The sequence below is a fragment of the Sphingobacterium sp. JUb20 genome (assembly GCF_004342035.1).
Taxonomy (GTDB): Bacteria; Bacteroidota; Bacteroidia; order Sphingobacteriales; family Sphingobacteriaceae; genus Sphingobacterium; species Sphingobacterium anhuiense.
The window spans coordinates 26,715-51,699 of the sequence record NZ_SLYV01000013.1; the positions used below are offsets into that span (position 1 = coordinate 26,715).

Sequence of the window (24,985 nt, forward strand, 5' to 3'; positions counted from 1 at the left end):
TATCAAATCAAAAAGCAAATAAAACCATGAATTTCAATAACTATACAATTAAAGCACAAGAGGCGATTCAAAAAGCTTCGGAGATTGCCACAGGCAATCAACAGCAGGCTATTGAGACCGCACATATACTTAAAGCCTTGCTAACAGTTGATGAAAATGTAATCAGTCATCTGTTAAAAAAATTAAATGTAAATATCCCTTACTTAAGTGGAGAACTGGATAAGCAAATTCAGGCATTCCCGAAAGTCAGCGGCACAAATGTCTATTTGAGTAACACCTCAAATTCGGCCTTGCAAAAAGCGCAAAGCTACTTGAAGGAGTTTAATGATGAATTTGTATCTGTAGAGCATCTACTTCTAGGTATTCTAAATGCAGGCGATAAAACATCTAGTCTACTGAAGGATCAAGGTGTAAATGAAAAGGATCTTAAATTAGCGATCAAAGAACTACGTGGCAACACAAGAGTGACGGATCAAAATGCCGAAGCTACCTACAATGCTTTGGGAAAATACGCCCGTAATCTAAACGAGTTTGTTGAATCGGGAAAATTAGATCCTGTGATAGGCCGTGATGAAGAAATTCGTCGCGTGATGCAAATCTTATCCCGTAGAACTAAGAATAACCCCATCTTGGTGGGTGAACCAGGGGTTGGTAAAACCGCTATTGCCGAAGGTATTGCACACCGCATCATCAATGGTGATGTGCCCGAGAATTTGAAATCAAAAATCGTATTCTCTTTGGACATGGGGGCTTTAATAGCCGGTGCAAAATACAAAGGTGAGTTTGAAGAAAGATTAAAAGCTGTTGTCAAAGAGGTTGCAGACAGTAACGGCGAAATCATCCTGTTTATCGATGAGATCCACACCTTAGTTGGTGCTGGTGGTGGTGAGGGTGCAATGGATGCAGCCAATATCTTAAAACCAGCGTTAGCACGTGGAGAACTTCGTGCTATTGGTGCAACAACATTGAACGAGTATCAAAAATACTTTGAAAAGGATAAAGCATTGGAACGTCGTTTTCAAAAAGTAATGGTTGACGAACCAACTACTCAAGATGCAATTTCAATCCTGCGCGGATTAAAAGAACGTTACGAAACGCACCATAAAGTGCGCATTCTTGACGAAGCAATCATTGCCGCTGTCGAATTATCAACCCGCTACATCTCGGATCGTTTCTTACCAGATAAAGCGATTGATCTAATGGATGAAGCGGCTTCAAAATTACGTCTTGAAATGGACTCTGTTCCTGAAGCTGTAGATGAACTGAACCGCCGTATTATGCAACTCGAAATTGAACGGGAGGCAATAAAGCGTGAGCATGATGATAAGAAAGTCAGTGAACTTTCTGAAACGATCGCTAATCTATCTGCCGAACGCGATTCTTTACGTGCATCCTGGCAGTCAGAAAAAACGTTGGTGGACAGTGTCAACCAGGAGATTGAAAATATAGAAAATTATAAGCAGGAAGCTGATCAGGCGGAACGTGCAGGCGATTATGGAAAGGTAGCTGAGATTCGCTACGGCCGTATCAAAGATGCGCAGGATAAGGTCGAAAAATTAAAAGCAGAATTAGCTGAAAAGCAAGATAGCAAACGGATGTTAAAAGAGGAAGTAACTTCTGAAGACATTGCTGATGTGGTATCTAAATGGACCGGTATTCCTGTAAATAAGATGATCCAGTCTGAGCGCGATAAGCTTCTTTCTCTAGAAGAGGAATTACATAAACGGGTTGCCGGACAGGAAGAGGCGATTGAAGCGATTTCTGATGCTATCCGCCGTTCAAGAGCAGGACTTAGTGATGCTAAGCGTCCCATTGGTTCTTTCATCTTTTTGGGAACTACTGGTGTAGGTAAAACGGAGTTAGCAAAAGCACTAGCTGAGTTCTTATTTGATGATGAACATGCGCTTGTCCGAATCGATATGTCCGAGTACCAAGAGCGTCACGCAGTGTCCCGGCTTATCGGAGCACCTCCAGGATATGTAGGTTATGAAGAAGGTGGACAATTGACTGAAGCTGTTCGCCGCCGTCCGTATTCTGTCGTACTTTTGGATGAAATTGAAAAAGCACATCCTGATGTGTTCAACATTTTACTGCAAGTACTCGACGATGGTCACTTAACAGATAACAAAGGTAGAACGGTGAATTTCAAAAACACGATCATCATCATGACTTCCAATACCGGATCGCATATCATTCAAGAGAATTTCTCGCAGTTGAATGATAATAACAGAGATGAGGTTATTGCAAAAACAAGAGGTGAAGTGTTTGAGCTTTTACAAAAATCAATTCGCCCAGAGTTCCTGAACCGTATTGATGAAATCATCATGTTCACACCTCTAAGCAGAAATGAAATTGCAAGCATCGTACGGATGCAATTTAGCCATATTCAAAAACAATTGGCTGAGCAAAATATCTTCATCACTGCTTCGGATGATGCTATGGATTGGCTAGCGCAATTAGGATATGATCCGATCTATGGTGCAAGGCCATTGAAACGTGTTATGCAAAAACGCATCCTGAATGAACTTTCGAAAGAAATCCTTTCAGGAAAAGTAAATAAAGATGCGGTAATCCAATTGGATGTATTTGATGGTCAATTTGTCTTCTTGAATAAAAATGAGGTTGAATAAAGGTCAAAGCACCTTTTAAAATTAAAGAAGTGGCTACTCGCAAGAGTTAGCCACTTTTTTAATTTTAAAGAATAGTTGAAAACAATTTTCATTTATCCTTAACGCTGAACATGATTTTAGTTCATCAGAAAGTCATGGATAAGCCTTACTTTTTCCAGACAGTTCTTGTTGTATTTGAACTTTTATATATCGTGTAAGTAAAGTATGCGAAACCAGAAAACAATACTATAGCTAATGCAGCACTGCCCATAAAACCCAACTGCTCTGCAATAGCAGCTAAAACACTTTTGAAACCCGATCTGTTACCACTCGTATCAGGCACTTCGCCATTTTCTAATTCCCTTGCCATCATCACCAGCGAAAAACCGAAAAAAGCAATTGCAATTGTATAAAGCAAATTACGTATCCAGGTTTTGTCTTTTATAACTTCTACTGTTTCTCTAAGCCCTGATTGCTCTTCAATTGCCTGAATGGCTTCTTTCAATTGGGCTTTATTCTCAAAGTCTGCAACTACAGCTTGATAATCTTTTGGATCTAATACATCAATATCAAGCAATGGTGGCTGATTATCAAAAAGTGGTACAGCTCTTTTTATTTGACTAAAAGGGATGAAAATAATATGTTCTTCTGATTCTTCAGAATTATTTAAATATGCTGTTAAAGATGCTTCTGGCAATTCCGCTTCGGCGAAGTAAAATCCAGTTGCTGTCATCCAACGCGTTTTAAAAACTAATTCTTTATTTTGATAATACTTATCCATAATTTTTTCAGTAAAAATTCGTCAAGTTGCTAAAATAGCAGATTAATTCAATACATCTGCTACTAATTTCCGTTAGAATTTCATGTTATATTAACTATTCGCCCAAATCCCACTCCCAAACACTATGGTAGCTTTGCATGGTATCTACATATTTAATAAAATTATCATAAAACTCATGCTTACCCACAGTGGCACTATCCCCCACCACAATGAGCTTTTTCTTTGCCCTTGTCATAGCAACATTCATCCTACGCACATCGGAAAGGAAACCGATTGCCTGCTGATCATTGCTCCTTGTTAAACTGATATATATGATATCTTTTTCCTGCCCCTGAAAACTATCGATAGTGTTAATTTGGATATGATGACGAAAGGGAACAATCTGCTCATCATTTACTAATAATTCATTGAGCACTGTCGCTTGTCTCCGGTAAGGAGTAATAACTGCAATCGCCGGAAAATCACTTTCATCATAAACCTGTTCAAAAGATACCAATGATTGTTTCAAATGATTGATAACAAAACGAGCCTCCCCTACATTAAATGTTGCTGTACCATCCTGTTCTTCCTCAAAACCCGCCCCTGCAGTGTCAATAAAAACAACAGGTTCCGAATCTTCTTTGAGCGTCCAATGCTGTACATGATCTCCTGCAATGAGATGATCATCATATAGTGCCGTAGAAGGGTATTGCATAATCTTTTCATTCATCCGATACTGAACGTTTAATAAAGAAACATGTTCAGGATAACGTTTTACTAATTTTTCAAACAACGTATGATAAAGACCGATATTCATCTGGGCATTTGACTTCACCGTGGGAGGAAGCTGACAATGATCACCTGCAAGCACCACCTTATTTGCTTTTAGAATCGGAATCCAACAAGCGGGTTCTAAAGCCTGTGCTGCCTCATCGATAATAACAACCTGATATACTCTATTTCTGACTGCGTACTGATTGGATCCGACTAAAGTAGCAGTAACAACCTGTGCTTTATCCAGAATATCTGCGACCATAAAATCTTGTATATCGCCAATTTCTTTCCCTATTTTTCTTGCTTCATCAAAAAGTGCTTTACGCTGTTCCCGTTCAGATCTTCCAAAACTTCGTTTATACTTCTGAGCCATTTCGGTGTAAGCCCGTGCTTTTTTCTTGAGCAACTTGACTTCCTTGTTTGCCGGATGCTGATCCACTTGGGCATCAAGTGCTAATTCTTGTAAATGTTCTGAAATTTTGACGGGATTTCCAATACGTGTCACTAACACTCCTGCGGCATCTAATCGTTCGGTCAAAACATCAACTGCCGTATTACTCGGTGCCACAATTAAAATTTGCTTATTTTCCTTTTTCAGTAGGGCTTGTACTGCTTTGACCAAAGTTGTCGTTTTTCCTGTACCGGGAGGGCCATGTATAATGGAAATCGGATTCTCACTTAGAATATGAGCTATGGCTTCATTTTGACTCTGATTTAAAGTACCGTTATCGTAATTAATTTCTTTTTTATATCCCTTTAACTCCTCCTCACCTATTATCTCGCGGATCAGTCTTCCTTCATTTAAATCTAAACGCAGTTCTTTGGCTTTCCTCAATGCTTCATGCATTTCTTTATATGAATTTTCATCAAATAAAAGATCCACCCCAAGTTTACCTCTTCTCGTCCAGTCAGGCAGTTCATCGACCCGCAATGCAATTTTCATTGTATCTCTATTCACAAAAGAAATCAGTCCTTCTGCCCGATCGACCAGGGGATCATGATTCGAGAAAAGAGCGACCGGCATACCAAAGCGAAAACGATGTTCATCCTCCTGGTTATTTGTTTTGGACAATGTAATGGTCAGATAATCACCACGCCCCATCTCTTCACCTTTAATCTGAATCGGAAACCAGGTCACACCTTTTAACTTTCTTTCATTCAAGCTTGACTTTAGCAAAAGGGTTTCATATTGCTCACGATCAAAGTCTTGTTCTATATTCAAGAGCGTTTTAAGCTCATCAAAATAATTCATATTTTAAAATCCTACTCTATTATATACAGCAAAATAACCATTTTTTAATTTGAATAAGGGTGGAATATGATAAATAAAAATTAAATTGGCTATGAGAAACGATCACATTATTTATAAGCTTAAAGATCTTGGAACTATGGAAACAGTCATTCTAGCAGGAGGTACAGGAACTATTGGTCGACATTTAACAAAATTGCTTGTTAGCGAAGGGTTTCATGTCATTATATTCAGTCGAAACCCCAGCGTAAATAAAGACAGCGATCATATTGAACATTTACACTGGGATCCAGATACTAAACGTATAAACAATGATGCGATAAAACGGGCAGATTATATTATCAATCTTGCTGGAGCTGGCATTGCTGACAAGCGATGGACGAAGAAGCGTCGTCAAGAACTGATCTCCAGCCGGGTTAATAGTGGTAATTTAATCGCAGAAGCGCTACAGCAACTTCCTAACAAAATTAAAGCTGTCATTTCAACATCGGCAGTTGGCTGGTATGGAGCAGACAAAAAACCCGGACATGCTTTTACTGAAAATGAAGAACAGGGTACGGATTTTTTAAGCTGGACCTGCAAGCTATGGGAAGACAGCGTAAAACCTGTTGAATTATTGCATAAAAGAGTGGTCATTTTCAGGTTAGGCGTAGTTTTCAGTAAAGATGAGGGTGCTTTAAAAGAATTGACCAAATCATTAAAGTTTAAAAGTGCAACTTACTTAGGTTCGGGAAAACAAAAAATGAGCTGGATCCACATCGATGATTTGTGCAAGTTGTATTTAACAGCCATACGTAACAATGAAATAGTAGGAATTTACAATGCTGTATCCTCAGAAGTACTGGCACAACAAATAATAATCGATCGTATCGCTAAACAAAAAGTAGGTTCAATCTACCTACCGATTTACGTACCTGCTTTTCTTTTAAAATTTGCTCTTGGACAAATGGGCGAAGAAGTTTTGCTGACAAGTACAACAGCGAGCAACCAAAAAATAATTGATACAGGCTTTAATTTTAAATACCCATTTCTAACTGAAGAATGCATCAAAACCCTGTAATGTGAATATAAGTATTGTGATTTAGGGCTACTTTTGATACATTTGCGCTAAAATATAGTAATATGCCTTTGTTTAATATGGCCATTACTGAATATCCATTAGCCTTTCAGGACATGTTTGAAAGGTTTTTTTGTAAGATTAGTTTTTACTATACATAAATGATAGAATTAATTAACATTTCCAAGACATTTGCAGTAAAAAATAAGTTTACGAAAGCATTGGATCAAGTAACACTTGCTATTCCAAAAGGGCAAATATTTGGTGTTATAGGTAGCTCAGGTGCAGGAAAAAGCACATTAATCCGATGCGTCAATTTATTGGAAAAACCCGACGAGGGACAAATTTTGATTCACGGTGTCGACCTGATGAAATTATCCAATCAGGATTTAATTCAGCATCGACGCAAGATCGGTATGATCTTTCAACATTTCAATTTACTTTCCTCCCGTACGGTATATCAGAATATCGCTTTTCCGCTGGAACTGACCGGCACTTCGAAAAATGATATTCAGCTAAAGGTAATGGAGCTACTGGCTTTGGTAGGACTGGAAGACAAAGCACATGACTATCCTGCAAGTTTATCTGGCGGTCAAAAACAGCGTGTTGCTATTGCTAGAGCCCTAGCAAGTGATCCTGAGATTTTGTTATGTGATGAAGCAACCAGTGCTTTGGACCCTGCTACAACCAAATCTATTTTGCAGTTGCTAAAAGCAATCAATAAAAAATTAAATTTAACCATCTTACTGATTACACATGAGATGGAAGTCATTAAGATCATTTGTGATCAAGTTGCTGTCATTGATCGCGGAAAATTAATCGAAACTGGCACAGTGGAACAGATCTTCACATCACCTACGCAGACATTAACAAAGCACTTCATTCAATCGTCACTTCATGCCGAATTACCGACAATCTATCAAGAGCGTCTGAAAGATAGTGGAAATCCCATCGTCCAGATTTATCTTGCAGAACATTTTAATCAAACTTCTGTTATCAAGCATCTGCATGAGCAATATGCAATTGATGTGGCTATTATCAGTGCGCAGATTGATTATGTAGGTTCAATCAAATTTGGCATACTTAATCTGGAACTTATTGGTGATGCTGATAATATCAGCAACAGTCTCCACTATTTAAAATCAAATTACTCACAAATAGAAATCATAGGATATGTCTGATACAGTTATTGATTTATTGATAAAAGGTACTATCGAAACTATCGTCATGACTTTTCTGTCTGGCTTTTTTGGTTTTCTGATTGGCCTCCCTACTGGTATTTTTCTTTTTTTAACACGAAGAAACCAATTACATGAAAATAAATATATTCATCAATTACTTGCCATACTGGTCAATATATTTCGATCCATACCTTTTATTATCCTGATCGTTTGGATGATACCTTTTACCAGGCAGCTTGTAGGCACTTCTATTGGTGTTACTGCAGCTTTGGTACCTTTAAGTTTCGCTGCCGCACCTTTCATTGCCAGGTTAGTTGAAAACAGTCTATTAGAAATTCCGCATGGTCTAATTGAAGCTGCGCGTGCCATGGGAGCCACTACATTACAGATAATATACAAAGTTTTACTCCCCGAGTCTCTACCATCACTCGTTAATAATCTGACAATTACATTGATTACCTTAGTCGGTTATTCAGCTATGGGCGGAGCAGTAGGTGCAGGTGGACTTGGACAGATTGGATACCAATATGGTTATATCGGTTATGATACTTTTATTATGAATGCTGTATTAATTTTACTAATTTTAATTGTATTTATTCTTCAATTTACAGGAGATTACCTGTCTAAAAAAGCTAATCATCGTTAACATCTATTTTAAAAAACTATGAGATTACATTCTAAAATTTGCGTTGTAGCATTGGCTCTATTTGGCTTAACAGCTTGTAACGGAAAAAAAACAGATTCAAAAGTCCTTAAAGTAGGAATTGTCGCCGGTCCAGAGCAAGACATTGCTGAAGAGGCAAAAAAGGTGGCAAAAGAAAAATTTAATCTTGACGTCGAGCTTGTAACTTTTAACGATTATGTAGTCCCTAATGAAGCGTTGAACCAAGGTGATATTGATGTTAATTCATTTCAGCACCTTCCTTATCTTCAAGAACAATCGAGACAGCGCGGATATAAATTAGCCGCAGTCGCCAATACCTTTGTCTTTCCTATAGTTGCTTATTCTAAAAAAATCAAGTCAATCAATGAATTACAGCCAGGAGCAACTATTGTCATTCCTAATGACCCAACGAATGGGGGCAGATCGCTGTTGTTACTTCAAAAAGAAGGATTAATAAAATTAAAAGATGATGTGGGCCTTCTGCCAAAAAAGACAGATATCATAGAAAATCCGAAGAGATTAAATATTATGGAGCTTGAAGCTCCCCAATTACCACGGGTTTTAGATGACAAAGAGGTTATCATTGCTATTATTAACAATACTTTTGCTGCTCAGGCTGGTTTAGACCCTGAAAAAGAAGGTTTATTTGCTGAAGACAAAGAATCACCGTATGTGAATCTAATTGTATCGCGAGAGGATAATAGAAATGATGAGCGTATCAAACAATTTATAGAAGCTTATCAATCACCGGAAGTAGAAGCCATCGCTAAAAAAGTTTTCAAAGGCGGAGCGATCAAAGGGTGGTAATCAACTTTAATTGATTAACGATAAAAGCCAATATTCTGATGCAGAATATTGGCTTTTATTTTTTTATCCCCTTTAGGTTTGCTTCCTTTGCAGCATGTTATCCAAATCTTTACAAAAAGCGGCGCAGGACTACCGCTTTCAGATTGCTAGCTATGCGATTCTAACCTTCTACGGTTACTTCACCATTGGTCTTTCGTTAGCAGTCCTTCCTATATTCATCCATCAAACTTTGGGATTCAATACCATTATCGCTGGTGCAGTAATTGGCTCACAATATATTATGACCTTTTTTATGCGTGCTTATGCCGGGACAATTGTGGATAAAAAAGGTCCTAAGCCTGCTATCATCATCAGTATGATCTGCTTTATCCTTACAGGGATACTTTTATGGGCTGCATTCTCCAATAGCTCATCTCCGCTTCTTGCTTTAAGTTTGTTGGCTGTCTCCCGATTACTTACTGGCTGTGGAGAAGGAATGGTCGGTGCCAGTCCGATCAACTGGGCGATCTTACGTGTTGGGGAACAACATACCAGTACCGCAATTTCATACAATGGAATCTTCAATTACAGCTCAATGGCCATAGGAGCTCCGCTAGGCGTCTTAATGTCGCTGCACCTGGGCAATTGGTCTATCGCACTTTTAACTACCTTGGTCGGGCTTATTGGCCTGATTACAACCATTAATAAAAAAGCACTGTATGCTATATCGAAAGAGGTTCGGAATTCGTTTTTTTCGGTTCTCAAATCTGTTGCTCCTTTTGGGACAGGACTCGCATTGGCGGGTATAGGTTTTGGAACGATATCAACCTTCATTACCCTGTACTATAATTATAAAGGTTGGGAGAATGCTGCAATTTGTATCACCTGCTTCAGTACAATGTTTGTTTTAGGTCGATTTGTCCTCACGGGAAGCATTAATAAAATTGGAGGCGTCAAAATAGCCCTCTACTCCATGTTGATCGAAAGTGTTGGTTTATTATTAATCTCCTTTGCCCCTACACCTTTTGTAACCATCATCGGTGCGGCTATTACAGGATTGGGATTTTCAATGGTTTTTCCAGCGTTAGGAGTAGAAGCTGTAAAAAGTGCTTCGAGCGCAAACAAAGGTGCGGCCTTGGGCGCATATGGTTTGTTTATTGATATTTCACTAGGCATCTCCGGTCCACTTGTAGGATTGGTGGCAAAGCAATTTGGCATGAATTATATATTTCCTTTTAGTTTAATTCTCGTATTATCTGGAGTTGTTGTCTGCATTTTTCTACAAAAATCAAAAAGAAATTCTTAGCAAAATTTTAGCATTTATATAAATAAAATTTTTATATAAATGCTATTAAATAGTTGACAATAAGATATTAATAAATATCACGAACATCGAGATTACCTTCAAAATGCTGTTTTAATATTCGGCCATCTCCATGCAGTGTCCAGACCTCCTGTGGTTTTACCGCTTGAATAAAATACAAAATGTCATTCCAGTCCACATGATCGGATATGAAGAGCGAAAGATCATTATGTTGCTGCAACCTCTTCCATCCGGATGCAAAAGCACGGACAACGTTGGTGGCACGAATATAACTATTGAATGTCATAGGTGGCACCATATAAACCTTATTAGGTTCGCCCACTTTCATCTCCCGTCGATTATACTGCTCGTACACCAGCTTTTTAGGCCCCAGATCATCATAAATACGGTGAAGTGGCAGTATCCCGTGATGAACCAGTACTCTTCGATCAGGGCAATGTTTATTAATCAGATCGGTCAACCGCTGTGCCTTCCCAAGTGCATATGTTCCTAAGAGAATATTAAAAGGTTGCTCGTTTAGTTTTTTTATTTCCGCAATGGGATCAGGATGGATAACATCTGGATCGGCAAAAGTACATTCTGTAATCAGTACATCTGCTTGTACAATCTCTATAGGCTCGCAGGTTTCATCTTCCTGCAATTTGTAATCTCCAGTATATAGATACCTCACCCCCTTGTACTCCATCAAAATTTGAGCAGAACCTAAAATATGTCCTGCTGGAATAAAGGTTAATTCAACTTGGCCAATGTGAAAACTACTTTTAAAATCTATTTTTCGGTAGCTTGATAGTGGCTGCTGCGCATAGCGATAATGCATAATAGCGCCTGTAACAGCTGTGCAGTAAATAATACCGTGACCGGGTCTTGCATGATCTCCATGACCGTGAGAGACAACATCTACCGGCACGGGTAACATTGCGTCAATATAGAAGTCACCATATTGACAATAATATCCTTCTGGTCTTCGAACCAGAAAGTCTGATAATATATTTAACATAAAAATTTATTTCTGAAATTGATGGTGCAATGCCATCACTTGTGGAATTATTGGGGTAATGCCGTCATTGATAATGACAAAATCCGCTAATTTAGTCTTTTCTTCGTCAGACATCTGATTATTCATCCGCGCTAGGACTTGCTCTCTAGTAACCTGATCGCGCTCCATTACTCTAGCAATGCGTATTTCTATCGGAGCTGTAACCAAAATACTGTAATCAACTTTTTTATAAGAGCCGCTTTCAAACAAAATAGATGCTTCTTTTAACGAATATGGAGCTGTCTGTGCATCAGCCCAATCCTCCGCTGCCTGAATGACTGCCGGATGAACGATGCGATTTAATTGCGCAAGCTTAGCAGCATCGTTAAAAACCTGAGCTGCGAGAAACGCTCGGTTTAACACGCCATTACTGTAGGCTTCATCACCGAATTCCTGCATCACTGCCAATCGCACTTGATCACTCTTATTCATGATCAATTTTGCTTCTAGATCCGCATTGTAAACAGGAATACCTAAAACCTTAAAAACATGGCATATGATTGTTTTTCCTGAACCGATACCGCCAGCTATTCCTACTTTTATTCCCATATTACTTCCGTACAAAAAAATCAACATTCTGAGGTTCTATTCTCAGAACAGAACAAAAATCAGGAACTTTGGTCAAAATAACTGGTAAATATTTGACTTTTGCTTCTTCCCAATCGTTGATATCAACAACTGCTTCAAAATCTCGGGCAGTATAATTATTATAATCTTTTACAGACATCAGAACCGTAATTGCAACCTTACTAGGCATCGTTCTTACCGACTTAAAATGTGTGTTATTTTCAACCTTTAAAGGTAGTTCTATAATTTTCTCCGTCAATTCGCCTACAGGCATCAGTACTTCAACTGAAGTTGGATACACATTGATGTTCGCCCTTTGATTCTTATTAAGATAGGCTACTGTTCTTAAATCTGTTGATACATCTTTTCCTCTGATCGTATCTGTTTCCCAATATTCAATGTTCGCCACATCCTCATAAGGACCAGAAATTGTCACATATTTGGGATTGACGAGCGTCTCCCCTATAAAGCCATATTGCTTTCTAAATTGAATATCTGCCATTGCTTTTACAGGCACTTTACGCTGTGTCTGTTTTGAAAAATCAAAATAAAGGGTATCAGGACTTACGGAAACCACTAGCTGCTCATGTGGGAACTGCCGATTAATGAAACCGATCTGATTGGAGAAAACGATCCAATTTTTATTTTTTAAACCGCTGATATCAACATGCACCGTCGGAATTTGCGATTTTACTTTTGAAAACAACACCTGCCAGCCGGTCATCTTTAACTTAATATTGACAGTATCCGATTGTTGCGGATGAAAAGCACGCTTTTCTGGCAAATTTACATATTCAATTCCTGCCTTAACAGTAATAACATATTCATTTGAGATGGAAAATAACAGCCAGGCAAATAAAGAAATAAGAACACACCGCGTGAATGTGATTAATTTCCTTTTTTGTGATTTACTGATACGAATAATATTTGCCATACTACAAACTTAAACATTTTGTATTTCATATCCTGATGAAATATAGGGCAATTTGAATGTGATTAAATAAGAAGGCCGATCTTATTTTAGTAAGATCGGCCTTCTGGAATTTCTGTTGTGTTATGCTTTTGCATTCAATGCCTTAGAAGCATCTAAAGCTACTGCTGATTTATCAAAACGAATTTTAACACCAGAACCCACATCAACTAAAAACGTTGTTTCTGAAACTTCAACAATACGACCATGAATACCCGCATTTGTTACAATTTGAGAATTAACACCTAATTCTTCAATGTATTTCTTATGATCTTTTTGTTTCTTCATCTGAGGTCTAATCATAAAGAAATAAAAAACAACCACGATAAGAATCATCGGTAAGAAGCTCATTAAACTACTTCCTGAGCCCGCTGCCTGTAAAAAAACTGTGTTCATATGTATCTTTGTTATATTTTATTATTTAGCTGCCAATACTTCACCTTTCAGCTGAACTGTCGTCAACCCATTTGAAGCATTAGAGTGTATGGTAATAATTTTCTGCTGTTTACCCACCTGACCCTCACTTTTGAAAGTGACCTTTATATCTGAGGTCTTACCTGGAAGAACTGGACTTTTTGAAAACTCAGGTTGTGTACATCCACAAGAAGCTCTAACTTCTGAAATAATTAAAGGTGCATTTCCTGTATTTTTCAGCGTAAAAGTATGTGTAACCTCAGCTCCCTCTTTGATCTGTCCAAAGTCAAATGCAGGCTCTGCAAATTCGATAGTACCGATTGCACCAGCTGCAGCTTCTGTATTTACAGATGTATCTGCTGTTGCATTTACGGAATCTGAACTTGTATTTTCGCTCTTGTTACTGGTACCACATGAACTTAAAGTCCAGATACCGAATGCTAAAAGCAGTGAATAGTTCATTTTTTTCATATCAATATTTTTAATTATTCAATCCACGACCTTGTTTTTGAATACGGCCATCTTGATTTAAATCACTTAAAATTTTATCTAAAATACCATTAATAAAGGTATTACTCTTCAGTGTACTGAATACTTTTGAGATTTCAATATACTCATTAATTGTAACCTTTACCGGAATAGAAGGGAAATTCACCAATTCGCAAATAGCCATGCGCATTAATAAAGTATCGATTAATGCAATACGATCTGATTCCCAATTTTTTGTTTTCTCGGTAATCATTTTTTGATATTCATTTGTATATCGGATTGTTTTTGCAATCAGATTTAAGATGAAATCTTTATCATCGTACCAGTTCTGCGTAAGCTCTGCCAGCTTATTTTGTCTCGGTTCTTCTGAACTGAAGTTTTTAAATGTTTTGGCAATTAATGCTTGTAAAACTTCCTTATCGACCGTCCAGTTGATAAACTTCTCTTCAAAAACCTGTTCAATAACAGGGGACTTTAAAATAATTTTTTTGAAGATAAACTTAATAATATCTTTTTCCACTGCAATCGAACGATCTGATGACTGCATATAATATGCATAATCTTCAGAATGCTTCAATTGAGCGAATACTGTACGAACGATTTCAGGATCAAAGTTCCAAGAAACACCGTATTTCTTTACTCCTTCTGCGTACTGCGGATTTTGTCTTAAAGACTCGATAAAAGTATTGCTACTTAGTTTGGTGTTGTGCGATAAATCTTTTTCTGTTGGCAAAAACTTATTTGCACGACCTTCTGCATCTATTAATGCATAATCGGCCACTTCATCCAGGAGATTTAAAGTCCAAATGTACATTTCGTACACTTCATCCACATTTTGCAATAATGCCTTTTCAAAGGCTTTGATATCTTTATCTTCAGATAAACTGTACGCATAAAGCGTCTGCACTACTTTGACCCTTAGGTGTCTTCTATTTAACATAGTATTTTAAAGAACGATTTGTATGTAAGAACGATTGTTTTGTTTGTTTGTTTTCTCTATCTTTTGAGTTTTCGAATGTCAAAGATACGTTTTTCTGCGATTTGATTAGCAGCTTGGAACGAAGAAATATTTTCTTGTTTTGATTTTTGTAATACTTCGCGTGTTGCGTTGTATATATTTTTAATGACAAACTCGGTATGATCAGCGCCATAGCCCTGTATTTCGGAATAACAACTAACCAATGCTCCAGCATTAATTAAATAGTCCGGTGCATATAAAATACCTCTTTCATGCAGGATGTTGCTCGTAACCAATTCATCCTTCAATTGGTTATTTGCTGCACCAGCAATAATTTTACATTGCATTTTTGCGGCAGTTTCTGGATTAACAGTCCCCCCTAATGCACAAGGTGCATAAACATCACAGTCAAAATCAAAAACTTTATCGAAAGCAATGGTTTCAACTTTGTATTTTGCTGCTGTTTTCAACATCCGGTCTTCCGTAATATCACTTACATATACGCGCGAATTTTCATCACGTAACATTTCGATCAAACGCTCACCAACACTTCCTATACCATGCACGATAACTTTACGTCCCGCTAAACTGTCTGAACCGTATAGTTCTTTTAAGGAAGCTTTAATACCATAGAGTACGCCTTGTGCCGCAAAGACTGAAGTATCACCCCCGCCATTGATCGCTTTAGGCAAGCCTGCCACATGTGAAGTTTCTGTAAAAATATGTTCCAAATCGCGTTGACCGATACCTACATCGATCGAAGCGATGAAATTACCATTTAGGCCCTCAATAAATTGCCCTAAGCGTCTCAGCAAAACCTCAGATTTATCTATACGATGATTACCGATGATCACGGCACTACCACCACCTAGATTAAGGCCCGTGATTGCTGATTTGTAAGTTATTGCTCTAGAAAGGCGAAGAGCATCTTCGATAGCTTCTTCTGTACTGGAATATGGCAACATGCGGACACCGCCTATTGCTGGACCTAATGTAGTGTCATGAATCGCAACTATTGCTTTCAAACCAACTACTTCATCATTACAAAAAAACAAATTCTGGTGACCAAATTGTCCCAATAATTCGAAAATTGGAGTTTGAGATGCTGACATAAAATTCTGCTTCAAGTTTTATTTATGGTAATTTGGGAACAAAAGTAGAAAATATATTTCACACTAAATTTTTCTTTCAAAATAAATACAAAACTTATGAACTGTTTGTGACAGTATAAGTTCGTAAAATAGAAAATTAAATGCCGAATAAGTTTTACATTTGTATTATCATATGAAAGAGTTAGCTTATTTAAATAAATATTTTTACAAATATCGCTGGAAGCTTGTTCCTGGGGTAATTTTTGTTATAATTTCCAATTATTTCGGTATCCTTCCTGCAAAAGTAATTCGAGAAGCTTTTGATCTGGTACAAGAGAATATCTATTTATATAAACTCTACCACGGATTTGAAAGACAAGAATTGATCTATAAAGTTTTTGGATCTAGTTTGCTATTTTTCGGTGGGGTAGTTTTATTACTGTCTCTGCTTCGTGGTATTTTCTTGTTTATGATGCGCCAGACAATCATTCTGACATCTCGCCATATTGAGTATGATTTAAAAAATGAAATCTACAGACATTATCAAAAACTAGATTTTGCTTTTTTTAGAAGAAATAACACGGGAGATCTTATGAGTAGGGCTACGGAAGATGTCAACCAGGTCAGAAATTACCTCGGCCCTGCTATTATGTATGCCATCAATACCGTTGTCTTATCGATCATGGTGATTTATGCTATGTATGATGTTAATGCCCGTCTAGCGACATATGCACTTATCCCTATCCCTATTCTTTCTGCGGTTATTTTATTTGTAAATAAGATCATCAATAAAAGAAGTGAGAAAATTCAAAAGCAACTGGCACGTTTAGCGTCTTTTGTTCAAGAAAACTTTGCAGGTATCAGAGTCATTAAAACATACAACAGAGAAAAATATAAAATGGATTCTTTTGAAGAAGAGAGTACCATCTATCGGAATACGGCTTTATCACTTGTCAAAGTACAGGCAGTCTTCTTTCCGCTAATTCTATTATTAATTGGTTTAAGCACCATAATAACCATTTATGTGGGTGGTTTGGAAGTTGCAAAAGGTACCATCACTGCGGGAAATATTGCTGAGTTTATCATTTATGTCAACCAATTGACTTTCCCTGCTATGTCTTTAGCTTGGGTAACTTCACTGGTACAGCGCGCCTCAGCATCGCAAAAACGGATCAACGAATTTTTAAATACCGAGTCTCCTATTATTAACGGCGAAATTAAAAAAGTACTTACAGGAGATCTGAAGGTTGAAAACATTTCATTCACCTATCCTGAAACGGGGATTCAAGCGATCAAGGATTTATCGTTTCATATTCCTGCAGGGAAAACACTGGCGATCATTGGTAAAACGGGATCGGGTAAATCGACTTTAGCGAATTTACTGCTTCGTATGTTTGATATCGACAAGGGGGCCATCAAATATGACGACACTGCTATCACAAAGCTAGATTTTCAGGATCTAAGGCAACAAACAGGCTTTGTGCCTCAGGAGGTTTTTCTATTTTCAGATACGATCAGTAACAATATCGCATTTGGTCTAGACCACTTTACACAGGAGCAAGTCGAGCAGGCAGCGAAAGATGCCGCAGTCTATGAAAATATAATGGGATTTGATCAAGGTTTTGAAACTTCGGTTGGGGAACGTGGAATCACGCTTTCTGGAGGACAAAAGCAACGTGTCTCCATCGCGCGGGCTTTAATTAAAGAACCTAAGATCTTGATTTTTGATGACTGTCTGTCTGCCGTAGATACCAAAACGGAAGAACAGATATTGACTTCCCTAAGCCGTATTATGAAAGGAAAGACATGTGTGTTTATAGCGCATCGTGTATCGACAATCAAAAATGCCGATAAAATCATTGTGTTGGATCAGGGAAGAATTGCGGAAGAAGGTTCTCATGATGAACTTATGAACTTAAAAGGACAATATTTTGAACTACATGAAAAACAACTTTTAGAAGCGATATAGGTTTTAATAAAGATCGCTTAATAAGACAATAAAAAAGCTCTTCATCATATGGAAGAGCTTTTTTGTTTCAAGTCTATTCATTACTTAAGAGATAACCATACATTTATTGAATAGTAACCCATAACAACCAGATAACATGATTAAGCAGGACTCAGGTCTTGCTGAAATGCCATACTTAATGCTTTGTAAAGCTCTGGATGATGATTTTTAAGCCGTTCAGGGTTTTCAAAAAAGTATTCGGAAGCAACGGCAAAAAACTCCGCCCGATTTGTAATGCCATACGGATTGATATCAGATTTACCTTCCTGAATTTTTAAAATTTCTTTACGAATCATTTCTAACCAGGCTAGACTATACGTATGATCTATCAAAAATTGCGGTAATCCATCGACTTCACCATCCGTTTTATCCAACAGGTGGACAAACTCATGAATGGCTGTGTTTTGGCCGTCCTTTGTATTTGAGAAACCAGCTTCAAGAGCCTCTTTTGATAAAATCATCTGACCGTTCATGGACCCCTCGCCTACCATTCCTAAAATATTGCGCCCCTGACTGCCTTCGAACTGGTAATCTTGATTAAAAGTATTGGGATAAAGCAGTACAGTTGTTAAATTTGTATATTTCCAATTTTTAAAAGCGAAAACAGGTATTATAGCACTTGCCGCTACTAACATATAGTCTTTTAAACAAACCTCAACACCAATTCCTTCTACAGATACATGATCTAAAAAATGTAAGCAGCGCTTTTCAAATTCAATTTTATCCGCTTCGTTCAAATTTCGATAGTACTGTACTTCTTTCAAAAGAATATCTTTTCCCTCTTTACTCAGAACACGCCTGATGGCTTTGCTATTTTTCTCCGTTTTATTTAAAAGGTAATACACCAGATATATAACAGCGGGTACCAAAATAACAATAAACAATTTCTCCATATTTTCTTATTTTACATTTATCCAATCCGGGTTACGCTCTTTCAAATATTTGAGAAAGCCTTTGTAATGCGCGGCCCCAAACATAATTAGAATTTTCTTTTGTGAAGCATCCGCCACCAAAGCTGCTAAATTTTGTTCTCTTTTTTTCATTATAAATTCTCGGTCGAAAATATTTCTAAACTTTGCTTTTATAGGTTTACAAGTATAAGGCTCATTTAAAGGAGTTTTCCAGTCACATGAATCAAGAATAATATCACCATAGCTGTATTCAAATTCGTCCAAAAGTTCATTTTTGGGAATATCAGCAATAACTGCTGTATTATAATCAACTTTAAAAAACGAATATTGGGGCTGTTGGATGATTCTACTTCCGAGATTTTTATAAAGTGGAGCCATTAATACTTTTGTTGTATCGGAAGTTTTTTCATAGACTTTGGTACTACCTATTACGTGTCCTACTAATTTTCGAAACTTTCGATCATATACATCTCTTTGTTGGGCACTATCCACTTGGTAGGCAATACTTTCATAAAATACAACAAACCCTTGATTTTGTAATGAGTCAACCATTCGCTGAATATAATCGTAATAATTACGTTTACCTAAATGCCGCATGGGAATGTAAATCAGCTCACGTTCACCATTTTTTAAGTGATGTGTCCGCGATGCATTTTGTAAAACTCCAGTCGATTGTACCATAAGGGATTCGGCACATGAGAAAAACAGAAGCGAAAAGATAATTAAAACAAAATAATAGCGCATACTAATGGAAAAATAAATTTGCAGTGATGTAATGCCCTTTACAATTATCATGCAGTTTTTAGTATTTTCAATAAAAAAGCAGTACCGAGGGTACTGCTTTTTTATTGAAAAGATTGTTATAAAAGTTATGCTACATGAGCACGTAACATCCAAGCCATCTTTTCATGCTGCGCTAGTAAACCAACAAGAAAATCTTCAGTCGCCTGATCTCCAGCTTTTTCGACCGCATCCAAATTTCCTCTAATATTCATAATAACAGATTCATGATCTGACAGTAATTCCTTGAAAAACCCTTTACTATCTGTATGTTCGTACTTCGTCTCTGTAAGATGGGTCAATTCTAGATATTTGGCATATGAACCTACTGCATAATGTCCGATTTGACGGATGCGTTCTGCGACTTCATCAATAATTTCTGCCAATTCATTATACTGCGATTCCAAAAATAAATGCGCGGCATGAAAATCTGGACCTTCAACATTCCAATGTGCATTTCTTGTTTTTTGATACACAATACTTTCATCCGCTAACACATTATTCAAAATAGCGGCTACCTTTGCCAAGTCTGCTTCTTTAATACCAATTTTTGCTTTCATAATGAATTATTTTACAATTTATTTAAATTATTAAAATCACTGTTACTTGATATACAATATTAATAAAATGAGGCCGTAAAGCCCATTAGTTAAGAAATAATATTGTCATAAAAATAACATCATTTTTGTACTTTTGTACGCATAATGAAAACAACAATGATGAAGGGGAATTGTTTGAACGGTGATCTATACTTTCACGAATTTAATGAGGAAATCAAGGAAATACTTTTACCTACACATTTTACTTTCCCCTTCTGTTATGAACCACATGAACTGGCAAAACAAGCCTGCGCATCTGTTCAAGAATATATTCTTACTCAAACGGAATGGGTTCATAATTTTGGTTTAAACGAAAAAATGGATGGACAGGCCATTGGTAAAATGTTCGGTGTATTAATTGTCCAAGATCAAGATGGTCATATTGGATTTCTAGCTGGCTTCTCCGGTAAACTGGCTGGCAAAAATGATCATCGCTATTTTGTACCTCCGGTTTTTGATATGTTAACGGAAAATTCTTTTTTTCTATTAGAAGAGGAACACCTCAATAACCTTAATAAACAAATTACAGCATTAGAGCAGAGTGAAACAGGTACGCAACTGAAAGAAAAGCTCGATGATACTAAAGTGAGGCTGGATCAGCAATTGGCCAACTTTAAAGAAAATCTGAAAATTCAAAAGAAAGAACGTAAACAACTTCGAGACAAATCAAAATTAACCCTATCAGCTGCATCATATCAACTGCTTGAAGAAGATCTGATCAAACAGAGTTTAAGAGATAAGTTTGAACTGAGTGTTTTCCAAAAACAATATCACCATGATATTTCCATCGCTGAAAAACCGCTAAATGATCACCTCAATATAATAGCCGATTTAAAGGAAGAGCGTAAAAAACGTTCTGCACAGTTGCAAAATCAATTATTTGCACAATACAATTTTAAAAATGCGAAAGGGGAAACTAAAAATGTCATTGACATTTTTAACGCATACAATTTGCAACCACCTGCTGGATCTGGTGAATGTGCCGCACCAAAACTATTGCAGTATGCTTATTTAAATGATTACAAGCCAATTGCACTTGCCGAATTTTGGTGGGGACAATCGCCTTCAGCTGAAGTACGAAGACATCAAAGCTACTACCCTGCATGTCGCAATAAATGTGAACCTATTCTCGGCTTTATGCTTGAGGGATTACAGGTTGATAAAAATCCGATGCTCGAAAGCCCTGATGAAGGCATTGAACTCCCCATTATTCACGAAGATGAAAGCCTGATCATTATAGATAAGCCTGAAGAATTCCTATCCGTCCCTGGCATACATGTTAAAGATTCGGTCTATACACGCATGCTTAAAAAATATCCCGATGCAGGGCCTTTAATTGTTCATCGGTTAGATATGTCTACATCCGGAATTCTTGTGATAGCCAAAACTAAAGAAGCTCACAAATTTATTCAGAGTCAATTTATCAACCATACCATCATCAAGCAATATATTGCTTTACTTGATGGCATTATCGATACCGATTCTGGAATTATATCACTACCTCTACGGGTTGATCTTGACGATAGACCTCGACAGTTAGTCTGTTATGAACATGGAAAGAAAGCTGTTACTAAATGGGAAAAAATCGAAATTATAAACGGTAAAACCAAAGTGCGATACTTTCCATTGACAGGAAGAACACATCAACTTCGCCTTCATTCTGCTCATCCTAAAGGAATGAACTGTCCTATTGTTGGAGACGATCTTTATGGTCAAAAATCTGATCGATTACACTTGCATGCTGCTTATATTGAGTTTAACCACCCCACTACAAAAGAGCCCATTCATTTTGCGTCAGAACCCAATTTTTAAAAAATCAAAACAACTTCGTTGACCTTTTTGTTACAATAGTCAACGAGATTGGTTGTATTTAGGTCGAATTTCATCATAAAGAAGTAAAATTATAGTCAGTTTATTCTGACATTAAAACAAATGTACTGCTATTCAACAAGTTAATAGTCGATTAATAAAAATAGTGAAGTTAAAAAATTGTAAATGTTTTATTAATTCTTAATTTTTTATTTCTTTTGCATACAACTTATTAGAACTTTTAAGTTAAAAAGTCAGAAATTAAGATGGTGTTATAACACGTATCGGTAATTTGTGATATAATTAATGTAAAATTATGGAATACCAACGTAGTAGCAGTACAATTGCAAAAACACTATTTTTACTGGCATCAGTCATGTTAGTAAGTATTACTGCAGTATTAGGCCAATTAAAAACAGTACAGGGTGTCGTTAAGGACAGCAAGACAAAACAACCGATCGGCTATGCGACAGTTGCTGTTGTTGGAGCACCTGCTGCCCCCGGCAATGCGACTTCGACTGAAGAATCCGGACGGTTCACCTTAAAATTTCCAAAGAATTATGTGAAAATCCGTGTATCAAGTATTGGGTATGATTATAAAGATGTATTTGTTACAAATGACGAAACGCAACAGATCGAGGTATTGATGGAATCTCAGGACAATACCCTTGATGAGGTTGTAGTCAGAGCAAAAAAGAGAAAGTATACAAACAAAGATAATCCTGCTGTCGCATTGATCCGTAAAGTAATCGAAAATAAAAGTAAAAATAGATTAACAGGGCAACAATTCGCGCAGTATGACCAATACGAAAAGATCTCTTTAGGACTGAGCAATTTGTCAGAGAAATTTGTAAACAAGAAGATATTCAAAAATTACCAATTTCTTTTTGAAGTAGATGATTCGGCTAAAACTGCAAATAAATATCTATTGCCTGCTTTTATGGAAGAGAAACTTTCAAAAGTATATTTTCGTAAGGACCCTAAAAAAACAAAACAATATATCATAGGAGAGCAACGTGCGCAATTTGATCCCAAATTTATTGATAATGATGGTTTAAGTGCATATTTCAATAAACTTTATGAGACAGTAGATATTTACGATAACAATATCACGCTGGTAACGAATCAATTTTTAAGTCCAATCGCCAACTCGGCTCCCACATTTTACAAGTTTTTTATCACAGATACGATAAAAACACAGCAACCGTGGTTAGTTGAACTTAGTTTTTTTCCACGCAATAAAGCGGACATGCTTTTCAAAGGCCAGTTATATATTACACTGGATGGTAACTATGCTGTACAAGGTGCTAATATGACTGTCGCTGATGATATCAATTTGAACTTTGTAAGGGACATGAATATTGAACTCAAATTTGATCAGGATGAGAGTAAAAGATTCTATTTAAGTCAAAGTACACTTGGTATTGATTTTTCTTTAACAGATAAAGGAACAGGTATTCGTGGTAATAGAACTGTCAACTATAAAAATTATAAAACTGGCGTTGTTCAACCGGATAGTATTTACAGTGGTCCTGAAACGGTAATTGCTTACAATATAGCAGATGGAAAAGGTACTCGAAAACTTTTTGATACGCAACGTCAAATTCCTTTAACGAAAAATGAGCTGAATATTTATCATAATATCGACACCCTGCAACAGATTCCTTCTTTTAAAACCTTTATGGATATTGCAGCTTTGGTATTATCGGGATATAAACAGGCTGGTCCTGTTGAAATTGGTCCGGTAAATACTTTTTATAGCTTTAACCCTGTCGAAGGATTTAGACTTCGTGTTGGTGGTAGAACTACAGAATCATTCAGTAAAAGATTTTATGCTGAATCGTATGCAGCATATGGATTTAAAGATGAAAAATGGAAATACTTTTTAAGCGGAACTTATGCTTTCAACAATAAGTCTGTTTATTCATTTCCACAACACTACATCCGGGCATCGTTCCAACGTGACACCAAGATTCCTGGTCAAGCTTTAGAATTTATACAAGAAGATAACTTTTTGCTATCCTTCAAAAGAGGTGATAATGAAAATTACATCTATAATGATGTTTATCGCGTTGATTATAGAAAAGAATTTGAAAATCGCTTAAGTATTGGATTGGGATTTAATGCAACAAAACAATCGCCAGCAGGATCTTTAAGGTATCAGATCATAGATGATAATGGTCAAACTAAAGTGTTCAACGAAATCAATTCAACGGAGTTATCAGTAAATATTCGCTACGCTCCGAATGAACAGTTTTATCAAGGAAAGCTTTATCGTACTCCTATATTTAATGAATACCCTATTTTTAACTTTAACTACACGGCTGGACTTAAAGATGTATTCAAAGGCGAATATAGTTATCACAACTTTAACGTAGGAGCATTCAAAAGATTTTACCTGAGCCAGTTCGGCTATGCAGATATTGATGTCGCAGGTACTTATATTGCTGGTAAAGGAATTCCATTTCCTTTCTTAACGATACACCGTGCGAATCAGACTTATGCATATCAGCTTAATTCTTACAATTTGATGAACTTCTTGGAATTTGTCAGTGACCACCATGCATCCGCTAACATCCAATACTACATGAATGGTTTCTTGTTAAACAAAATTCCTGGTATTAAAAAGCTAAAACTTCGTGAAGTATTTAGTTTTAAAGCTGTATACGGTGGGCTTCGAGATGAGAACAACCCAGATCATTCTGACAAAGTATTTGACTTTCAGAAAAATGCTGACAATATACAATCTTCGTACACCTTTGGATCGGATCCATACATGGAGGCTAGTGTTGGATTGTCCAATATTTTCAAAATACTTCGCGTAGATTATGTCCGGAGATTAAATTATCTTGATCACCCAGGTGCTCCTAAATCGGGCATAAGGGCTAGAATAAAATTTGATTTCTAACATAAAAAAGGCTTTCTAATAATAGAAAGCCTTTTTTTTAT

The 24,985-nt window shown here is 36.9% G+C and carries 21 protein-coding genes; 9 read left to right on the forward strand and 12 right to left on the reverse strand.

Annotation, left to right across the window (positions count from 1 at the left end; all coding sequences use genetic code 11):
• Window positions 1-26 precede the first annotated feature (26 nt).
• Window positions 27-2,630, forward strand: coding sequence for an ATP-dependent chaperone ClpB (gene clpB, locus EDF66_RS20460; protein ID WP_132844729.1), 2,604 nt, complete (start codon window positions 27-29; stop codon window positions 2,628-2,630).
• A 145-nt stretch (window positions 2,631-2,775) separates the two neighbouring features.
• On the opposite strand, the gene EDF66_RS20465 is transcribed toward clpB, so the two are convergent.
• Together EDF66_RS20465 and EDF66_RS20470 are read right to left on the reverse strand one after the other, a co-directional pair.
• The gene (locus EDF66_RS20465) at window positions 2,776-3,390 is read right to left on the reverse strand and encodes a hypothetical protein (RefSeq protein WP_021189931.1); all 615 of its coding nucleotides are present in this window, start codon (window positions 3,388-3,390) and stop codon (window positions 2,776-2,778) included.
• Window positions 3,391-3,484: 94 nt separating this feature from the next.
• Entirely contained in the window at window positions 3,485-5,395 is a 1,911-nt protein-coding gene (locus EDF66_RS20470; RefSeq protein WP_132844731.1) for an AAA domain-containing protein, read from the reverse strand.
• Window positions 5,396-5,486: 91 nt separating this feature from the next.
• On the opposite strand from EDF66_RS20470, the gene EDF66_RS20475 reads away from it, so the two are divergent.
• From EDF66_RS20475 to EDF66_RS20495, 5 genes are all read left to right on the forward strand, one after another.
• The gene (locus tag EDF66_RS20475) at window positions 5,487-6,452 is read left to right on the forward strand and encodes a TIGR01777 family oxidoreductase (RefSeq protein WP_132844733.1); all 966 of its coding nucleotides are present in this window, start codon (window positions 5,487-5,489) and stop codon (window positions 6,450-6,452) included.
• 158 nt (window positions 6,453-6,610) lie between these two features.
• Entirely contained in the window at window positions 6,611-7,630 is a 1,020-nt protein-coding gene (locus EDF66_RS20480; RefSeq protein ID WP_132844734.1) for a methionine ABC transporter ATP-binding protein, read from the forward strand.
• On the forward strand, window positions 7,623-8,276 hold the full coding sequence (gene metI, locus EDF66_RS20485; RefSeq protein WP_132772716.1) for a methionine ABC transporter permease MetI: 654 nt from the start codon (window positions 7,623-7,625) through the stop codon (window positions 8,274-8,276). Before EDF66_RS20480 ends, metI begins: the two co-directional genes overlap by 8 nt.
• 18 nt (window positions 8,277-8,294) lie before the next feature.
• Complete coding sequence (gene metQ, locus EDF66_RS20490; protein ID WP_132772714.1) at window positions 8,295-9,101, forward strand: methionine ABC transporter substrate-binding lipoprotein MetQ; 807 nt, start codon at window positions 8,295-8,297, stop codon at window positions 9,099-9,101.
• 94 nt (window positions 9,102-9,195) lie between these two features.
• Window positions 9,196-10,386 carry an MFS transporter gene (locus EDF66_RS20495; RefSeq protein WP_132772712.1) on the forward strand — a complete coding sequence of 397 codons (1,191 nt, stop codon included), beginning with the start codon at window positions 9,196-9,198 and terminating at the stop codon, window positions 10,384-10,386.
• Window positions 10,387-10,453: 67 nt separating this feature from the next.
• Here the strand turns inward: EDF66_RS20495 and EDF66_RS20500 are convergent, their stop codons facing one another.
• From EDF66_RS20500 to EDF66_RS20530, 7 genes are all read right to left on the reverse strand, one after another.
• On the reverse strand, window positions 10,454-11,401 hold the full coding sequence (locus EDF66_RS20500; protein WP_132844736.1) for an MBL fold metallo-hydrolase: 948 nt from the start codon (window positions 11,399-11,401) through the stop codon (window positions 10,454-10,456).
• A 6-nt stretch (window positions 11,402-11,407) separates the two neighbouring features.
• The gene (coaE, locus tag EDF66_RS20505; RefSeq protein WP_031287811.1) at window positions 11,408-11,989 is read right to left on the reverse strand and encodes a dephospho-CoA kinase; all 582 of its coding nucleotides are present in this window, start codon (window positions 11,987-11,989) and stop codon (window positions 11,408-11,410) included.
• A gap of 1 nt (window position 11,990) precedes the next feature.
• On the reverse strand, window positions 11,991-12,941 hold the full coding sequence (locus tag EDF66_RS20510; protein WP_132772709.1) for a hypothetical protein: 951 nt from the start codon (window positions 12,939-12,941) through the stop codon (window positions 11,991-11,993).
• 120 nt (window positions 12,942-13,061) lie between these two features.
• On the reverse strand, window positions 13,062-13,373 hold the full coding sequence (yajC, locus tag EDF66_RS20515) for a preprotein translocase subunit YajC (protein WP_021189218.1): 312 nt from the start codon (window positions 13,371-13,373) through the stop codon (window positions 13,062-13,064).
• 21 nt (window positions 13,374-13,394) lie between these two features.
• Complete coding sequence (locus tag EDF66_RS20520) at window positions 13,395-13,862, reverse strand: DUF1573 domain-containing protein (RefSeq protein ID WP_021189219.1); 468 nt, start codon at window positions 13,860-13,862, stop codon at window positions 13,395-13,397.
• Window positions 13,863-13,872: 10 nt separating this feature from the next.
• On the reverse strand, window positions 13,873-14,820 hold the full coding sequence (nusB, locus tag EDF66_RS20525; protein WP_021189220.1) for a transcription antitermination factor NusB: 948 nt from the start codon (window positions 14,818-14,820) through the stop codon (window positions 13,873-13,875).
• Window positions 14,821-14,876: 56 nt separating this feature from the next.
• A complete protein-coding gene (locus tag EDF66_RS20530) occupies window positions 14,877-15,950 on the reverse strand; it encodes a Glu/Leu/Phe/Val family dehydrogenase (RefSeq protein WP_031287814.1) in 1,074 nt (357 codons plus the stop codon).
• Window positions 15,951-16,122: 172 nt separating this feature from the next.
• Between EDF66_RS20530 and EDF66_RS20535 the strand changes: the two genes are divergently transcribed.
• Window positions 16,123-17,898, forward strand: coding sequence for an ABC transporter ATP-binding protein (locus EDF66_RS20535; protein ID WP_132772705.1), 1,776 nt, complete (start codon window positions 16,123-16,125; stop codon window positions 17,896-17,898).
• Between the two features lie 140 nt (window positions 17,899-18,038).
• Here the strand turns inward: EDF66_RS20535 and EDF66_RS20540 are convergent, their stop codons facing one another.
• The 3 genes from EDF66_RS20540 to EDF66_RS20550 form a co-directional block, all read right to left on the reverse strand.
• Window positions 18,039-18,830: a zinc-dependent peptidase gene (locus EDF66_RS20540; protein WP_132844738.1), complete on the reverse strand. Its 792-nt coding sequence runs from the start codon at window positions 18,828-18,830 to the stop codon at window positions 18,039-18,041.
• Window positions 18,831-18,836: 6 nt separating this feature from the next.
• Window positions 18,837-19,643, reverse strand: a complete 807-nt coding sequence (locus EDF66_RS20545; protein ID WP_132844740.1) for a hypothetical protein — start codon at window positions 19,641-19,643, stop codon at window positions 18,837-18,839.
• Between the two features lie 74 nt (window positions 19,644-19,717).
• Complete coding sequence (locus EDF66_RS20550) at window positions 19,718-20,188, reverse strand: Dps family protein (RefSeq protein ID WP_132772702.1); 471 nt, start codon at window positions 20,186-20,188, stop codon at window positions 19,718-19,720.
• 156 nt (window positions 20,189-20,344) lie between these two features.
• Here EDF66_RS20550 and EDF66_RS20555 point away from each other — a divergent pair, with 156 nt between their 5' ends.
• Both EDF66_RS20555 and EDF66_RS20560 read left to right on the forward strand, forming a co-directional pair.
• Window positions 20,345-22,039, forward strand: coding sequence for an RluA family pseudouridine synthase (locus tag EDF66_RS20555; protein WP_243656102.1), 1,695 nt, complete (start codon window positions 20,345-20,347; stop codon window positions 22,037-22,039).
• 313 nt (window positions 22,040-22,352) lie between these two features.
• Window positions 22,353-24,944 carry a DUF5686 and carboxypeptidase-like regulatory domain-containing protein gene (locus EDF66_RS20560; RefSeq protein ID WP_132844742.1) on the forward strand — a complete coding sequence of 864 codons (2,592 nt, stop codon included), beginning with the start codon at window positions 22,353-22,355 and terminating at the stop codon, window positions 24,942-24,944.
• Window positions 24,945-24,985: the final 41 nt, after the last annotated feature.

Excerpts from the sequence above, each read along its gene's own strand:
- metQ (WP_132772714.1), top strand. The coding sequence starts at position 8,295 with ATGAGATTACATTCTAAAATTTGCGTTGTAGCATTGGCTCTATTTGGC.
- EDF66_RS20510 (WP_132772709.1), bottom strand. The coding sequence starts at position 12,941 with ATGGCAAATATTATTCGTATCAGTAAATCACAAAAAAGGAAATTAATC.
- EDF66_RS20495 (WP_132772712.1), top strand. The coding sequence starts at position 9,196 with ATGTTATCCAAATCTTTACAAAAAGCGGCGCAGGACTACCGCTTTCAG.
- EDF66_RS20465 (WP_021189931.1), bottom strand. The coding sequence starts at position 3,390 with ATGGATAAGTATTATCAAAATAAAGAATTAGTTTTTAAAACGCGTTGG.
- clpB (WP_132844729.1), top strand. The coding sequence starts at position 27 with ATGAATTTCAATAACTATACAATTAAAGCACAAGAGGCGATTCAAAAA.
- coaE (WP_031287811.1), bottom strand. The coding sequence starts at position 11,989 with ATGGGAATAAAAGTAGGAATAGCTGGCGGTATCGGTTCAGGAAAAACA.
- EDF66_RS20540 (WP_132844738.1), bottom strand. The coding sequence starts at position 18,830 with ATGGAGAAATTGTTTATTGTTATTTTGGTACCCGCTGTTATATATCTG.
- EDF66_RS20530 (WP_031287814.1), bottom strand. The coding sequence starts at position 15,950 with ATGTCAGCATCTCAAACTCCAATTTTCGAATTATTGGGACAATTTGGT.
- EDF66_RS20535 (WP_132772705.1), top strand. The coding sequence starts at position 16,123 with ATGAAAGAGTTAGCTTATTTAAATAAATATTTTTACAAATATCGCTGG.
- EDF66_RS20475 (WP_132844733.1), top strand. The coding sequence starts at position 5,487 with ATGAGAAACGATCACATTATTTATAAGCTTAAAGATCTTGGAACTATG.
- yajC (WP_021189218.1), bottom strand. The coding sequence starts at position 13,373 with ATGAACACAGTTTTTTTACAGGCAGCGGGCTCAGGAAGTAGTTTAATG.
- EDF66_RS20520 (WP_021189219.1), bottom strand. The coding sequence starts at position 13,862 with ATGAAAAAAATGAACTATTCACTGCTTTTAGCATTCGGTATCTGGACT.
- EDF66_RS20550 (WP_132772702.1), bottom strand. The coding sequence starts at position 20,188 with ATGAAAGCAAAAATTGGTATTAAAGAAGCAGACTTGGCAAAGGTAGCC.
- metI (WP_132772716.1), top strand. The coding sequence starts at position 7,623 with ATGTCTGATACAGTTATTGATTTATTGATAAAAGGTACTATCGAAACT.
- EDF66_RS20555 (WP_243656102.1), top strand. The coding sequence starts at position 20,345 with ATGATGAAGGGGAATTGTTTGAACGGTGATCTATACTTTCACGAATTT.
- EDF66_RS20500 (WP_132844736.1), bottom strand. The coding sequence starts at position 11,401 with ATGTTAAATATATTATCAGACTTTCTGGTTCGAAGACCAGAAGGATAT.
- EDF66_RS20470 (WP_132844731.1), bottom strand. The coding sequence starts at position 5,395 with ATGAATTATTTTGATGAGCTTAAAACGCTCTTGAATATAGAACAAGAC.
- EDF66_RS20480 (WP_132844734.1), top strand. The coding sequence starts at position 6,611 with ATGATAGAATTAATTAACATTTCCAAGACATTTGCAGTAAAAAATAAG.
- EDF66_RS20545 (WP_132844740.1), bottom strand. The coding sequence starts at position 19,643 with ATGATAATTGTAAAGGGCATTACATCACTGCAAATTTATTTTTCCATT.
- EDF66_RS20560 (WP_132844742.1), top strand. The coding sequence starts at position 22,353 with ATGGAATACCAACGTAGTAGCAGTACAATTGCAAAAACACTATTTTTA.
- nusB (WP_021189220.1), bottom strand. The coding sequence starts at position 14,820 with ATGTTAAATAGAAGACACCTAAGGGTCAAAGTAGTGCAGACGCTTTAT.